At 58.9% G+C, this 14,505-nt stretch carries 10 protein-coding genes and 1 tRNA gene; 2 read left to right on the top strand and 9 right to left on the bottom strand.

All coding sequences use genetic code 11. The features are described from left to right. Window positions 1-441 precede the first annotated feature (441 nt). Window positions 442-513, bottom strand: a tRNA-Arg gene (locus ACFQDI_RS06535). Window positions 514-755: 242 nt separating this feature from the next. Here ACFQDI_RS06535 and ACFQDI_RS06530 point away from each other — a divergent pair. Further along, window positions 756-2,201, top strand: a complete 1,446-nt coding sequence (locus tag ACFQDI_RS06530; protein ID WP_377164660.1) for a Gfo/Idh/MocA family protein — start codon at window positions 756-758, stop codon at window positions 2,199-2,201. A gap of 551 nt (window positions 2,202-2,752) precedes the next feature. Here the strand turns inward: ACFQDI_RS06530 and ACFQDI_RS06525 are convergent. From ACFQDI_RS06525 to hflX, 5 genes are all read right to left on the bottom strand, one after another. Further along, window positions 2,753-3,757 (bottom strand): hypothetical protein, encoded by a 1,005-nt coding sequence (locus ACFQDI_RS06525; protein WP_377164658.1) that lies wholly within the window; start codon window positions 3,755-3,757, stop codon window positions 2,753-2,755. A gap of 9 nt (window positions 3,758-3,766) precedes the next feature. After that, window positions 3,767-4,696: a restriction endonuclease gene (locus ACFQDI_RS06520; RefSeq protein ID WP_377164657.1), complete on the bottom strand. Its 930-nt coding sequence runs from the start codon at window positions 4,694-4,696 to the stop codon at window positions 3,767-3,769. Window positions 4,697-4,707: 11 nt separating this feature from the next. Continuing rightward, window positions 4,708-8,379, bottom strand: coding sequence for a class I SAM-dependent DNA methyltransferase (locus ACFQDI_RS06515; RefSeq protein WP_377164656.1), 3,672 nt, complete (start codon window positions 8,377-8,379; stop codon window positions 4,708-4,710). A 223-nt stretch (window positions 8,380-8,602) separates the two neighbouring features. Next, window positions 8,603-9,376, bottom strand: coding sequence for an SDR family NAD(P)-dependent oxidoreductase (locus ACFQDI_RS06510; protein ID WP_377164654.1), 774 nt, complete (start codon window positions 9,374-9,376; stop codon window positions 8,603-8,605). A 263-nt stretch (window positions 9,377-9,639) separates the two neighbouring features. Next, complete coding sequence (hflX, locus tag ACFQDI_RS06505) at window positions 9,640-10,971, bottom strand: GTPase HflX (protein ID WP_377164652.1); 1,332 nt, start codon at window positions 10,969-10,971, stop codon at window positions 9,640-9,642. A 66-nt stretch (window positions 10,972-11,037) separates the two neighbouring features. On the opposite strand from hflX, the gene ACFQDI_RS06500 reads away from it, so the two are divergent. Beyond that, on the top strand, window positions 11,038-11,532 hold the full coding sequence (locus ACFQDI_RS06500; protein ID WP_377164650.1) for a hypothetical protein: 495 nt from the start codon (window positions 11,038-11,040) through the stop codon (window positions 11,530-11,532). Window positions 11,533-11,551: 19 nt separating this feature from the next. Here the strand turns inward: ACFQDI_RS06500 and ACFQDI_RS06495 are convergent, their stop codons facing one another. The 3 genes from ACFQDI_RS06495 to clpX all read right to left on the bottom strand — a co-directional run bounded on the left by ACFQDI_RS06495 (window position 11,552) and on the right by clpX (window position 14,471). After that, window positions 11,552-12,106 carry a PH domain-containing protein gene (locus tag ACFQDI_RS06495; protein ID WP_377164648.1) on the bottom strand — a complete coding sequence of 185 codons (555 nt, stop codon included), beginning with the start codon at window positions 12,104-12,106 and terminating at the stop codon, window positions 11,552-11,554. A gap of 40 nt (window positions 12,107-12,146) precedes the next feature. Further along, window positions 12,147-13,100 (bottom strand): sugar phosphate isomerase/epimerase family protein, encoded by a 954-nt coding sequence (locus ACFQDI_RS06490; protein WP_377164646.1) that lies wholly within the window; start codon window positions 13,098-13,100, stop codon window positions 12,147-12,149. Between the two features lie 78 nt (window positions 13,101-13,178). Then, window positions 13,179-14,471 carry an ATP-dependent Clp protease ATP-binding subunit ClpX gene (clpX, locus tag ACFQDI_RS06485; RefSeq protein WP_377164644.1) on the bottom strand — a complete coding sequence of 431 codons (1,293 nt, stop codon included), beginning with the start codon at window positions 14,469-14,471 and terminating at the stop codon, window positions 13,179-13,181. Window positions 14,472-14,505: the final 34 nt, after the last annotated feature.

The raw sequence follows: 14,505 nt of genomic DNA, 5'->3' as shown, positions 1-14,505 counted from the left end.
CAGGCAAATCATGAACCATCCCAGGAATTGGCGGTGGTGGCGTAATGTCTTCATAAGCGATAAGGAAAAGGTTGTGCTCCCGTGTCTGCGTTCACAAATGCGTCGATGCATCAGCCCGCAGCCTCTTCGCAAGAGGCGCGGCTAATACATTCTTTATTTTGGCGGCAGTCCGTGGTTGGTGGCATCTAAAGGTATTCTTTGTATCAAAACACAATGTTCCCTTACCAGCCAATTTATTTTTATTCTTTCGCAAAAAACTTAAACCGCTGATTTTCAACAATCTAAGTTTTAGAGTTCCACAGACAAAAGATCAGTCTCAAATCTTAAGGTATTGACCTTAAATGAGAAACATTCTCTTGCGCAAAATCCAGAAAGCGCAGCAGTTATGGTAAATTAACAGCTCATTTCGAGCCCCATCTGCCTCATCATTTAACCACCTCGTATCCCCGACAGGAATCGAACCTGTATCTAGAGTTTAGGAAACCCTCGTTCTATCCATTGAACTACGGGGACAACGGAGACCGCCATGTCTTCACCGGTTCACGCCAGGATTCAACTCCCGAATGCAAGTTGCAACCAACTCCAACCACCTCTTTCCTCCCCCCCCACCCAGGCCCGCCACTCGCATCCACCCCACGGCGGTCCAAATCATAAGTCATAAATCGTAAATCATAAATCCCCTCCCCTCTTTCCCCGCAACATCCCCTCCCTCCACACGTTTCCCGCATCCCTTATATAGAAAGACACACCAGCCCATGAATCACCGCACCCACTCCCGCCGCCACTTCCTCACCACCACCGCCGGCCTCGCAGCCAGCGCCTTCACCGGCCCCAATCTCCTCCTCCGCGGCCAGGACGCCTCCGCCAAGCGCCTCAACCTCGTCCAGATCGGTGCCAACGGCAAAGGCCTCGCAGACACCGGCATGGTCACCCTCAATCACAACATCGTCGCCATGGTCGATGTCGACACCAAGCGCCTCGAGGAAGCCGCCAAAAAGCGTGAGAAGCACCACCTCGACTCCTCCCAGCCCGCTCCCCCCGCCCCCAAGCTCTACCAGGACTTCCGCAAGATGTTCGATGAAATGAGCAACCAGATCGACGGCGTCATCGTCTCCACCCCGGACCACACCCACTACATCGCCGCCATGCACGCCATCAAGCACGGCAAGCACGTCTGCGTCCAGAAACCCCTCTGCAACTACATCTCAGAAGTGAGAGACCTCCACCGCGCCGCCAAAGACGCTAAAATCGTCACCCAGATGGGCAATCAGGGCCGCACCATGGACGGCCAGCGCATGGCCAAAGAATGGATCGAGCAGGGTGCCATCGGCACCCTCAAAGAAATCCGCCTCTGGACCAACCGCCCCATCTGGCCCCAGGGTCCTATTAAGAAGAAGCTCGTCGAATGCCCCGCCAATCTCGACTGGGACCTCTGGCTCTCCTGCGAACCCTCCGAGCCCTACTTCGAGTTCGATCTCGACCCCGAAATGGCCAAAAAGAAGCAGCGCTCCCCCGGCCCCGCCCCCTTCAACTGGCGCGGCTGGTGGCAGTTCGGCTCCGGCGCCCTCGGCGACATGGGCTGCCACATCATGGATTCTAGCTTCTCCATCCTCGGCCAGCTCATCCCTGAAAAGATCGAAGCCGAATCCGGCCCCATCACCGATCTCAACGCCCCCATGTGGTCCAAGCTCATCTACCACATGCCCGCCGGCAAACACCCCGCCCTCACCGTCTCCTGGCATGACGGCGAAAAAGACGGCGTCCCCAACAAGCCCGAACGCCACCCCGACATCCCCGAAGAAACCTTCAAAAAAGCCACCAGTGGCATGATGTTCATCGGCACCGACGGCGTCATCTTCGAAGGCGACGCCTACTGCAAGAGCCCCATCATCTACCCTCTCGATAAATACAAGGCCGTCCGCGAAGACATGAAGTCCGGCAAGATCAAGCAGACCGAAACCCGCTCCGTCATGCCGGACAACCCCCAGGGCGAATGGGCTCACCACATCGTCCATGGCGGCCTCCCCTCCTCAAACTTCGACTACTCCGCCCCCCTCACCGAATTCGTCCTCCTGGGAAATCTCGCCATCCGCGCCCAGCAGACCGTCCAGTGGGACAAGAGTGCCATGAAAGTCACCAACGTCGAAGCCCCCAATAAATACATCACACGTCCCTCTTACAGGGATGGTTGGAAAGCATAAATCCTATTCTTTAGCCCCTATTTAGATTTCAGCGGCAGCAGGGCGACCTGTTGCCGCTTATTTTTTGGGTGCGAACGGAAATCTTTAGGGAAATGGAGGATGAAATTGGAGGGCGTTTATGGTTTTTAATGTGTCGGATTCAGCAAAAAAGAGGATCGAGGGACGATTTTGGAGAGCATTTGAGAGCCGTTTTTGTGAATTTTGGGGTGCCTGGTGCAAACAAAGAGGCGAATACGGCGCTTGTTTTGGGTTGGTCAGCGGTGTGGTCTGACATTTTGGGGTTGGGACAGGCAGGGAACGAGGAGGAGCTTAGAAAGCTCGCAGTGGTTTCCATCTCAGACAGCGCCCCCCTGCCGCCTTTTCATCTCCACAGCGCCAACAGCGCGACGTATCGCAGCCCATTGCAGTGCGTCGAGTCATGGCAACCCGCCATCCGGAAAGCAAATCCAGCACAGCGCCACTCTCCGCGTCGACCAGCAGTTTCTGCAAAGAGCCCCGCAAAGAGTTTTTCTCACCACTGCGGCAATAGTGTTGAACATGGCCGCAGTTGTTCAAAACACCGCGTCCAGATTCCTGGCGTTTTGCAGGCGGGCGTATGAAGTGTAGCGGGGGGACTGTGGGGCCATGACTCTGCCACCGGGTACAAAAGGTATGGGGCGGATCTTCTTGGCGGGCTCTTTGAAGTTGAGCACGTATTTGCCGGTGTCCTTCCACGGCTCGATGCTGGCTACTTCGGCCACGTGAGTTATGGCGGAGTCGGGAGCCACTTGATAGGTGGCCAGGTATTTGATTTTGTCGCGCATGCTGGAGTGAATGCGGATGGCATACCAGCGATTCTCGCCGAGGAAGGTTTCTTTGAAGCCGTCCTCGCGTGCGGCCACAACCACGGTGTCGATCTCCGCCGGGTCGATGGCGGGCGTGTTGCCGCTGTCGGCGGCGCTGGAGGCACTCTGGGTGCTGAGGTCGTAGAGGAAGGGCTCAAACTGGTAAACGCTGTCGCCGGAGGAGGAACGGAAGCGTTGCAGAGTTAATGTCTCCACGGGGAAGGCGAGAGAGCGGCGCAGGATGCTTTCGAGTTCATCCTCCAGTTCGTCGATGATGACGAGGCAGTTGAAGGCGTTCTCCGGGTAGATCATCTGCTCCAGCAAGTAGTCGAGATTGCTGAAGCCATTCTGCTGCGCGTAGGCCTCGCAGCGTTTCACGGTTTCCGGGCTTTTGAGCAGGTGCTCGCGCAGGAGGCCTTTCATTTTCTGCGGCGTGCTCTTGAAGGAGAGGGAGAAGTTCAGGAGTTGCTGGGCAATGTGTCGCAGTGGATCATGCTTCGCCAGTTCCACCTCCACGAGATAGAGCACCGGCTTCTTCGGGCTGGAGAGGTCGATGAGATAGCCGTCCGGAATGTTCTGCGTCTTGCCCTTCTCGCCGATGAGCTTCTTCAGCTCCAGGTAGATGCGGCTGTCACCAAAAAGCGCCATTTTCACCTCGGCGATGGTGTTTTCAAGTTCCGCTTCCTTGTCAAAGGGCCACGGGTGGTATTGGTGTTGGGGTGTCCAAAGCATAAAATCCGCCTAGTTAGAGCCCTTCGCCCCGAGCGTTACCTTGCCATCTTTATCAAATGCAACTCGTTTCAGATCCACATCTCTGATAACTTTGTCTACCGATCCATCGAGGTTCTTAGCTAAGAGTGTGGCGACCCCATCTGCGCCAATAACCATTTCACGAACACCTACCTCGACGCTGGGCACTTCATATGTAATACCTTTGATTGGTATCAATTTGTCATGAACTAAAATATGGCCGCCGTTGAGGACAAACGAACCGCGATGCATATTGTCACAAGAACTTCCATATCCGCCTAGTGTAAGATCTCTTAAGGTCACTAATACCGAGCCGTCCGCATTGAAAATCGATTCAAGCACCGTCTGTATTGACGCACCTATTATACCTTCATCATACATTTTCTTTAGCAGCATCCGCCCCTCATCAGTAAACACCGGCTCAGTTTTGGATTTGCTGTAGTCATATGACATCACATGCATTTTTATCGTGATGGTTTTCAAACGGCCTTCCATATCCCCCTCAGTAACCTTCCTGACTTCCCAAAGTGAAATGTCACTCCCGACTATATTCTTCGCATTTGAGGCATATTTTGCCGCTGGCTTCGTGAATCCGGTAGCCGAAGCGAGTGCTGCTGATTGGATTTTTAAATCTGGAAGTGCTCCGGCAAGTTTTTGCACATCTCCACGACCAACTTTGGTATTTCTTTCGGTGTAGTCCTTTGCCTCACCCATCAATTTTTTATCGTCGTCCTTTTGAAGGACATCCACTTGATACTTAGTGCCAGAAACTTCACCTCTGATCTGACGATCATGCTCCACCTGCTTGTCGGGTTCTAAAAGTTTAAAAACGGCAGCTACAAGCCTCTCATATGCTTGTCCGTCTTTAGAAGGTTTGGAACCATACAAGTCAAAGAAAAGATCATCAATAGGTGAACTCATAAAAGAATAAGTTAAACGCCAAACCGCTCCCCGTCCTTCCGAGCTCTCCCCAGCGTAACGAGGCTTTCGAGGATTTCCTGGAGGTCGGGGGTTTTGGCGCGGGAGAAGTGGGTGGTGAGTTCTTCGGCGGTGACGGGGTGGGCGGCGGCGTGGAGGGCTTGTTCGGTGGCGCGGATGCGTTCGGCGAGGGGTTTGGGCCAGGGGATTTTGGCGCCGGGCTTTTGGGTGGCCGAGGTTTTGGTTTTGGACTTGGTGCCGCTGGTCTTGGGTAGATCGAGGGTGTCCTGGATGCCTGAGGCTTTTCCGGCGGGGTTCTGGTAGTCGGGGCGCAGCCAGTGGATGATGCCGCGGGCTTCTTCTTCGGAGCGCTGGGCGTTGAGGGTGACGAGGCGCTGGAGGATTTCGGCGTCGAGTTGCTGGTCGAATCGGGCCACTGCGGCGTCAAACATGTCGAGGCTAGCATCGAGCACGCGGATGCTTCCGGTCTGGAGGTCGTGGATGGTTCCCTGGCGGGTTTCTTTGCGTGCCTGCCAGAGATGCTGCCAGCCGTAGGCAGCGAAGACGGCTTCGTCGAGGTCGTCGTGGAGCTGGAGGAGGATGGAGACGAGCCCTTGGTCGTGAATGAGCTTGTCTTTGGCGCTCAGCTCCTTGCCCGCGCGCAGCCTTTCCAGGACGTTGTACATGCCTGTCAGTGTCAGGCTGGGATGGGTGGCCTGTACGCGCTTGCGGTGGGCGTCGAGTTCTTCGGCGATTTTGCGGATGCGGTCTTTCTCGGCTTCGGCGCAGAGGGGGAATGGGAAGGGATCGAAGCAGCGAGACTTCGCATAGACCGAATCGTTTCCAACTCCTAGCCAACTACCAGCAGCCAGTGAATAGTTCACATGAACGCGGCTGCTGAGTACACCAAGATAAAAAGTGTCATCGAGAGCGATCACCACCAGCTTGTTATCTGGCAACGTGTCTGCATTGAGAAATTGAAAGACGCGATGCTTTGCAGTCTCGACTGTTGCGATGTAATTCTGAAGTCCACCCAATGCGGGACGCAGGTCTCTGCGCGGTTCGCCATGGATCCACCAATTGCGCCGATAGCTGTCACGGTTGTTAGCGTCACGCTCAGGTTTGACGGTGGTGAGCACATGCTGATACACAGAGGGATAGCGCTCACGCACCTCTGCCTCTTTGAGACCAAAAAGATCAATCACAAATACCCCGCGTGGAGAGTCAGTGAGATCACGGCCATTACGATAGGGGCGGATATGGTTCTCCAATCCAGCAACGTTACCCACGCCCATCGCTTTTGCTTCATCAGGGGTTAAAATGAACCCGGAGCCAATGAGTTGCATGCCACGATAAGCGATACGTTCATTTGCGCGCAAGCTCACCGTCCCCGTTACATCGGCACCTACTGTCAAATCTCCTGCGATTTTACCGCGCTTCGTTAGCAACGTCACGTTTGCAGAGCCGTCCTCATGTTCTTCCTCGTCGATGACTTCGAACAAGTCTCCTTCGCTGGCTCCTGCGACACCAACGGTCATGGCGATGCGAACGGCGGCACCTTCGGCGGTGTCCACCCATGGGTGATCGGGGATGGCGAATGCGAGGGAGAGCGATGGATTGGCGTTGAGATGGTGCTGCACCACTCGACGGGCAAAGGTCTGGCGGAGGCTGTTGGTGGTGATGAGGCCAAAGCGCTGTGCCTGCCCCGCCCGAACGAGCAGCGCGGCCTTGTGCCACCAGTAGAGGACGAAGTCTGCAGACTCGGGGACGTCTGGATATGTTTTGCGCAAGGTTTCGGCGTAGCCGTCTCCTAGATCTTCGCGCATGCGAGCGGTGCCTATGAACGGCGGATTGCCCACGATGAAATCTGCCTCCGGCCATTCGGCTGGCCGCGGGTTTGCATATGCCAGCAACGGAACGCGTTTGGACTCATCAGGCACGTCGCGGTTGGTCACGGGGTCGGTCTTGAAGCTGCGACGGTCCCAGACGGTGAGGATAGCGCTGGGGGCCGGGCAACCAGGCCGGACGGTGTCGGGATTCGCTGCAATTGCGCTGGCAACGCCTGGCAGTTGCCGATTACTGAACGCCATCATCCAAGTGACAGGCTGGGGCTCGCCGTCGTAGGCGAGGACGGCATCGCGGCACTGGATGTTTTTAAAGGCGCGCAAAATCGGCTCTGGCGGGGTGCGCTGGCCGTGGATTTTGAAATGCCACTGGAGGTAGCCGATCCAGAGGACGAGCTCGGCGATGGAGGCGGCGCGGGGATTGAGCTCGATGCCGAGGAACTGGTGAGGATCGATGGTGTGGGTTTCGAGTTCGAGCTTCATGTCCTCGCCGAACTGGGCGGCGCGCTCGAGGAGCTCGCCTTCGAGGATTTTGAGATGCTGGAGGGCGACGTAGAGGAAATTGCCGCTGCCGCAGGCGGGGTCGAGGACGCGGATGTGGCAGAGCTTGTCGTGGAAGGTGTTCATCTCCTGCCGGGCCTTTTTGAGGTCGCCCTTGCTGGCGAGGGTGACGGCGGCGGCATAGACGTTTTCAAACTCCTCGCGCAGGGGCTCGATGACGGTGGGGAGGACGAGGCGCTCGACGTAGGCGCGTGGGGTGAAGTGAGCGCCGAGGGCATGGCGCTCTGAGGGCACAAGAGCGCGCTCGAGCAAGGTGCCGAAGATGGCGGGCTCGACATTGCGCCAGTTCATTTTGGCGGCCTGCTTGAGGAGGCCGAGCTGGAGGCCATTGACGGGTAGGACGGTGTCGTCTGCAAAGAGGCCGCCATTGAACTTGAGGAGCTTTTTGCGCAGGACGACGGAGATGCTCTTTCCGGTGCCGGTGTTCATCTCCCGGAAGAGGGTGCTGAGCAGCTCGGGGAAGCCGGTGCCGTCTGCGGGGACGGAATGCAGCAGCTCGGTGAAGGCGTGGTCGGGGAGGAGGCCGACGTCCTCTGCGAACATGCAGAAGAGGCAGCGGGTGAGGAACTGGGCGACGACTTCGGGGTCGTGCTTTTCCTGCTCCAGGGATTTGGCGAGCTCTGCGAGGTAGCCTGCGATCTCGCGGGTGACCTCGGCGCTGACTTTGGCGGGATCGAGCGCGGTGGGATTGGTCCAGATGAGGCGGAGGCGCTCGCGGATGTCTTCGCGCTCGAGGTCTTTGAGCAGGATGCGGAAGGTGCGCGGATCTGGGAAAGGGAGGTAGGCCTTTCCGGCCTGGGTGAAGTCGGCGTAAACCTCGATGCTGTGGCCGACATCGCAGACGAGGATGAAGGGGGGATTGGGATCGTCGGCGGGGAGGGAGCGGACGTAGCGCTCGGCCTGGCCTTTGGCGCGGATCATGGCGTCGTCCCAGGAGCCGGTGCCACGGACGGGGCCGGATTTTTTCTGCTGGGCGAGTGCGCCGGCATCGATGGCGGCGAGTTCCAGGGCGGACTGTTCGAGCTTTTGGGTGGTGAACTGCTTGGACTCGAGGACGAAGTGACCGCGGCGGTAGAGGTCGAGGAAATTGGTGCTGGTGCCGCCGGGGACTTTAACGGGGTATTCGAAGCTGTAGCCGTCGGCGTGGTTGTGCGAAGGGGCTGGGAGGCCGAGGAGCTGGGTGAGGCCGATGAGAAAGCTCTGGGAATTGGCGCGCTCATTGGCCTCGGCCCGGGACCAGTGGTCGATGAAGGAGGCGGGAGTGAGGGCGGGCTGCGACATGGGTGGCGGATGAAAGCGGAGGCATGCCGGAATGGCAAGGATTTGTGAGCAGCCCAATTCCTTATGCCACCAGGTCAACCCTCGGCTAATTTCATAAGCTAAAACCACCCACCCCACTCCCAACCCAACCACCCCTTCTCCACCGCCCGAGCAAAAAGCCCCGAGTCTCCTCACAGGAACTCAGGGCAAACCACTGTCAACAACGGTCAACAACCGTAAACTCTCACCGCAGATTAACCGCGCCACCATCGATCGGGTAGCTGCTCCCCGTCACAAACGACGCCTCATCGCTGCACAGATACAGCGCCAGCGCCGCAATCTCCTCCGGCTTCGCCATGCGCCCAATCGGCTGCGCCTCGCTCAGCTTCTGGAACATCTCCGCTTCCTGCCCCGGATACGTTTTGGCCAGATACCCGTCCACAAACGGCGTGTGCACCCGCGCTGGAGCGATGCAGTTGCAGCGGATCCCCTGCTTGATGAAATCCTTCGCGATCGAATACGTCATCATGAGGACGGCGCCCTTCGTCATCGAATAAGCAAACCGGTCCGCCAGCCCCATCTGCGCGGCGATGGAGCACATGTTCAGGATGACGCCCTTGTTCACCGCGGTCATGTGAGCCAGCGCGGCCTGGGCGCAGGCGTGGACGCCCTTAATGTTCACCCGGTGCAGGCGGTCCATGTCCTCCTCTGCCGTGTTCAACGCATTGCCGATGTGCGCGATGCCGGCGTTGTTCACCAGGATGTCGATCTTGCCGTGGGTCTTTGCCACCTCGTCAAACAGGGCTTTCACCTCCGCATAGTTCCCCACGTCGCAGGCACGGCCGCAGCCGCTGCCGCCTGCGGCCTTGATCTGGTCCACCGTGCTCTGCGCGGCCTCCTGCTTGAGGTCCAGCACTTCCACGTGCGCCCCCTGTTTGGCGAAAAGAACAGCAATGGCCTGGCCGATGCCTGAGCCGGCTCCGGTGATGATGACGGTTTTATTTGCGAGTGAAAACATGAGTGAATGTAAACAGAGATTGGTGATGGTTTTTTACGGCTTTCCTGTCTTTGAGCCAGTCAATTCTGAACGGCTGGCCGAGGTGCGGGCCGGAATTTGAAACGCGAATGGCCGCGAACAGCCGCGAATGACCGCGAAGCCGAGCCGACCTAGCGTCATTCGCGTTGGAAGCACCGGCTCAACAACCGGCAGTCCCCTCCCTTTTTTGCATCCTTTTTTGCATCCTTTTTTGCGCCCCTTTGCGGCCAACCATTCCGGCACCTCTACTTCTTCCCCTTCTTCTTCCCAGCCGCTTCGGGGTCCACCGGCAGAAACGCCGCAAACCGGCTCTCCAGGCGCTTCGGGATCACGCACTGGATCTCCGCCCGCCCCGTCTCGTAATCCTCGCTGAGCACCTTGCCCTCCTGATGCGCCAGCGCCACCAGATCCATGCGGTCCAGCGGCAGGCTCAGCGTCAGCCGCACGACGCGGTCGATCATGAAATCATGCAGGCGGTGCAGCAGGTCGTCCATGCCCTGGCCGGACCTCACGGAAATGAACACCGCGTCGGAAAACTCCCGCTTCAGCTCCATCAGCCGCGCATCGTCGATCAGGTCCACCTTGTTCAGCACCAGCAGCACCTTCTTCTCCCCCGCGCCCAGCTCCGCCAGCACCTTGGACGTGGTCTGGTAAAACTCCACCGCCTGCGGCGAGCTGGCATCAATGACATGAATGAGGAAATCCGCCTGAATGGCCTCCTCCAGCGTGGCGCGGAAGGACTGCACCAGATCATGCGGCAGATTGCGGATGAACCCGACGGTGTCCGTCACGAGCAGCGGCTGACCATCCGGCAGCTCCATGCGCCGCGTGGTGGTGTCCAGCGTGGCAAAGAGCTTGTCCTCCACATACGAATCAGAGGCCGTCAGCTTGTTCAGCAGCGACGACTTGCCCGCGTTCGTGTAGCCCACGATGGCCGCATGCGGCACCGGCACGCGGCTGCGCTCCTTGCGCATCGTCTCGCGCTGCTTCTTCACTTCTTCCAGGTCCGCCTTCAGCTTGTCCAGCCGCTTGCTCGCGAGCCGGCGGTCCACTTCCAGCTGCGTCTCACCCTCACCGCGCGCCGCACCCGCACCGCCGACGCCCCCCCCCGCACCACCGCCCTGACGGTCAAGGTGAGCCCACATGCGCGTCAGCCGTGGGATGGAATACTCCATCCGCGCCAGCTCCACCTGCAGCCGCGCCTCGCGCGTCTTGGCACGCATGTTGAAAATGTCCAGGATCACCTCATGCCGGTCAATAACACAGATGTCCCCCTCGCTCTCCCAGGCGCGCTGCTGCCCGGGGCTGAGCTCATTGTCCCATACGATCACGTCCGCCCCCAGATCCTTCGCCTGCTTCATGAGCTCCGCCGACTTCCCGCTGCCAATGAGGTGCCGCGCCGTGTGCTCACGCGCAAACACCAGCTCCTTCCCAATGATCTGGATGCCCAGCGTCCCGACCAGCTCCGCGAGCTCCTCCAGCAAGTCTAAAGCCTCCTGCTTCTGCCTGCGGTCGAAGTACGCCGCGATCAGAAACGCATTCTCAACGGCATTGGGTTTTTCTCGGATGTCAAACATGGGGGCGTCAGTATGAAGCGCTGCGGCTCATTGCCAAGCTGCGTATTCCATGCCATGAACACCCACATGACACGCCGCCACCTCCTGCTGAGCCTCTGCCTCGGTCTCGCCGCCTGCGACTCCTCAGACACCGCCCCCCTGCCGCTGAACCTCTATGAGTGCGATGCCGGCGAGGCCGCAGTGCGCCACCTCATCTCCAGCCTGCCCGACCTCAATCCCGGCGTGGCCAAGAGCTACTCCATCGTCCTCGGCGAGATCAACCGTGACGGCATGACGCCTGCGACTGACGCCTTCACCAAACGTTTTGCCGACTTGAAGCTCAAGTTCATCAACGCCCAAAACCTCAAGGACATCGAGCCGGACCACACGATTGCGGATCCCGACACACGGCTTGCCGCATTCATCCTGCAGCTCCGGAATCTCAAGCCCACCAGCGCCACCACCTGGGAGGCCGAGGCCGGCTGGAGCTACAAGAAGGAATTTGGGCGCATCAAGCTGCGCCTGGAGGTGAAGGATGGCAAGACGAGCGTGATCAGCTCAGAAAAAGTCGGAGGATCCTGACCCACCCGCCCCAGGCCCCTCAGTGCAGGGGGCCGCTGCTGCCGTCATCCACGCTGTCCACGTCCATCTGCCGAACGCGTTTACGATCGCGCTCATTTTGCACTGCATTGCGAAGTTTTTCCCTGACAGCCTCCACATTGGGGATGGCGCGCATCGCCACGGTGGGAGTGGTGGCGTCAGTGGTGATCATGGTGAGATTGCCGAGCCCGACGAGGCGCAGCAAAAACGGCTGCTCCATGGTGTAGTCGCGCACGCGGAAGAGCTCGAGTTCATCGACTTTTTTGTTGAGGATGCCGGCGCGGATGCGGAGGCGCTGGGTGGTGAGCTCATAGGTGGTGCATTTGGTCACCCACCAGCGGGTGAGCCACATGAGCAAGGGGATGATGAGCGCGAGATAGCCCAGCATTCCCACGCCGGCGGTGGCGAGGCCAAAAACGGTGGCTGCCACGGAAATGCCTGCGGCGAGGAGGATGCAGAAGAAGTAGTACCAGAAATGAACCCACTGTGAGGTATGGCCGGACCAGAGGGTGGATTCCGCTGCTGGGGAAGGAGGGGAGGCGTCGTCGGTGGGCATGATGTGGGAGGGTGTGTGAGGTTAGGAGGCGGTTGGAAAATCAGAGCAGCGCCTTGATCTCATCCAGCGCCTGCTTGGTGCGCTTGATGCCTTCGATCTCGGTGTGCTTGTCGCCTTCGTATTCGATGCCGATGTAACCGTTGTAACCGGCCTTGACGACGATGTTGATCAGGCGCTCGAAGTCGAGGGTGATCTCGCGGCCTTCGCGGCGGTCTTCGGTGTAGAACTTGCCGGCGCCGGTGTCCCAGTCATAAGCCTTGGCGCTCATGCCTTTCTTGACCCAGGGCATGAACTCACGGAGGCCTTTGTAGGGGTTGTAGAGCTCGCCTTTGACGCGGTCGGTGTAGAAATTGCCAAAGTCCGGAAGGATGCCGACGCGGGCGTGGTCTGCGGCTTTCATGACTCCGGTGAGCCAGAGGCCGTTGCTGGAGAGGCCGCCGTGATTTTCGACGACGACGTAGAGGCCGCGCTTGTCGCCTTCGACACAGAGACGATGCAGGCCGTCTGCGGCGAGTTTCATCTGCTCGTCCGGGCTGAGCTTGGGGTCGCTGGCGGCATTCACGCGGATGCTGTGGCAGCCGAGGGTGGCGGCGGCGTCGAGCCACTTGAGGTGATTTTCGACGGTCTTGGCGCGCTTGGCTTCATCGGGGTCGCCGAGATTGCCTTCGCGATCACACATGATGAGCAGGCCTTGGACGCCTTCACCTTCCTGGCGCTTTTTCATTTCGCCGAGGTAGGCGGCGTCGGCGGCTTTGTCGAAGAACATCTGGTTCACGTACTCGACGCCGTCGATGCCGAGGCTGCGGGCGATTTTACAGAAGTCGAGATGCTCGTGGCGCTCGGCGCTGCCTTTGCCAAAGATGCCTTTGTTCAGAGACCACTCGGCGAGCGAGATTTTGAACGGCGGCTCCTTGTCGGCGGCGATGAGGGGGCGGGAACCGGCGGCTGCAATGGCGGTGGAGACGAGCTGGAGGAAGTGGCGGCGGGAAGTCATGGATGCGATGGCCGCAATATGACGTGCAGTGCCGCCAAACCTCCAGAAGAATTTTTGCCCGGGGATTGTAACAAACGGCTAGGCAGCCTTGCGCTCCACCCGCTTGCGCAGCATGGCGGCACGCTCTCCTTTGACGACACCTTCGTTGATGGTGACGCCGCGCACGTCCATGCGGCTGGGGACGTCATACATGACGTCGAGCATGATGCGCTCGAAAATGCTGCGCAGCCCGCGTGCGCCGGTGCCTCTGGCGACGGCCTCCCTGGACATGGCCAGCATGGCGTCGCGGGTGATGGAGAGCTCCACACCGTCCATGTTCATGAGCTTGGCGTACTGCTTGATCAGCGCATTCTTGGGCTCGGTGAGTACCCGGACGAGCTCCTGCTCGGTGAGCGGCTCCAGCGAGCACACGACCGGCAGACGGCCGATGAACTCAGGTATCAGGCCAAATGACAGAAGGTCCTCGGGCTCCACTTCCATCCGGGATTTGCCGGCTTCGGGCTTGGGTGCATGAGAATTGACAAAACCCATGGTTTTGCCGCCACGGCGGCGTTCCATCAGCTTGTCCAGCCCGACAAAGGCGCCGCCGCAGATGAACAGAATGTTTTCGGTGTTCACCTGGATGTACTCCTGCTGCGGGTGTTTGCGCCCGCCCTGAGGCGGCACATTGCAGACGGTGCCTTCGATGATTTTGAGCAGGGCCTGCTGCACGCCCTCTCCGGACACGTCGCGGGTGATGCTCACGTTTTCCGTCTTGCGGCCGATTTTGTCGATCTCGTCGATGTAAACGATGCCCATCTCGGCACGTGAGACATCGTAATCCGCCGCCTGGAGGAGGCGCAGGACGATGTTTTCCACATCTTCTCCGACGTATCCGGCTTCGGTGAGAGTCGTGGCATCTGCGATGCTGAAGGGCACATTGAGAATGCGCGCCAGAGTCTTGGCGAGCAGCGTCTTGCCACAGCCGGTGGGGCCCATGAGAAGCACATTGCTCTTTTCAATTTCCACATCGTTCGGGTCAGGCAGGGCTGTCGTCACCTTGCGGGACGTTCCGCTGCCGGCACGGGTGGCCTGCTGCTGTGTGTGGAGGATGCGCTTGTAGTGGTTGTGCACTGCAACGCTGAGCACTTTTTTCGCCTGTGCCTGGCCGATCACATGCTGGTCGAGCAATGCAGCGATGTCTGCGGGGCGTGGCACCAGAAGTGAAGGGCCGCCCTCGGAGTCAACGGTCGTCTCTTTGTCGAGGATGTTTTTGCAGACGTGGATGCAGTTGTCACAGATGTAGACCCCAGGCCCCGCGATAAGCTTTTTTACCTCTGCATGGCTTTTGCCGCAGAAGGAGCAGAGTGTAACGTTGGAGCCGCGAGCCATGATTTGTGATGATGTCAGAATGTCGCACGTGAGC

Source organism: Prosthecobacter fluviatilis, assembly GCF_042655725.1.
Taxonomy (GTDB): domain Bacteria; phylum Verrucomicrobiota; class Verrucomicrobiia; order Verrucomicrobiales; family Verrucomicrobiaceae; genus Prosthecobacter; species Prosthecobacter fluviatilis.
This window is presented reverse-complemented; position numbering and strand designations above follow the sequence as displayed.

Coding starts and splice junctions, on each gene's coding strand:
- ACFQDI_RS06530 (WP_377164660.1), top strand. CDS start 756: ATGAATCACCGCACCCACTCCCGCCGCCACTTCCTCACCACCACCGCC.
- ACFQDI_RS06525 (WP_377164658.1), bottom strand. CDS start 3,757: ATGCTTTGGACACCCCAACACCAATACCACCCGTGGCCCTTTGACAAG.
- ACFQDI_RS06520 (WP_377164657.1), bottom strand. CDS start 4,696: ATGAGTTCACCTATTGATGATCTTTTCTTTGACTTGTATGGTTCCAAA.
- ACFQDI_RS06515 (WP_377164656.1), bottom strand. CDS start 8,379: ATGTCGCAGCCCGCCCTCACTCCCGCCTCCTTCATCGACCACTGGTCC.
- ACFQDI_RS06510 (WP_377164654.1), bottom strand. CDS start 9,376: ATGTTTTCACTCGCAAATAAAACCGTCATCATCACCGGAGCCGGCTCA.
- hflX (WP_377164652.1), bottom strand. CDS start 10,971: ATGTTTGACATCCGAGAAAAACCCAATGCCGTTGAGAATGCGTTTCTG.
- ACFQDI_RS06500 (WP_377164650.1), top strand. CDS start 11,038: ATGACACGCCGCCACCTCCTGCTGAGCCTCTGCCTCGGTCTCGCCGCC.
- ACFQDI_RS06495 (WP_377164648.1), bottom strand. CDS start 12,106: ATGCCCACCGACGACGCCTCCCCTCCTTCCCCAGCAGCGGAATCCACC.
- ACFQDI_RS06490 (WP_377164646.1), bottom strand. CDS start 13,100: ATGACTTCCCGCCGCCACTTCCTCCAGCTCGTCTCCACCGCCATTGCA.
- clpX (WP_377164644.1), bottom strand. CDS start 14,471: ATGGCTCGCGGCTCCAACGTTACACTCTGCTCCTTCTGCGGCAAAAGC.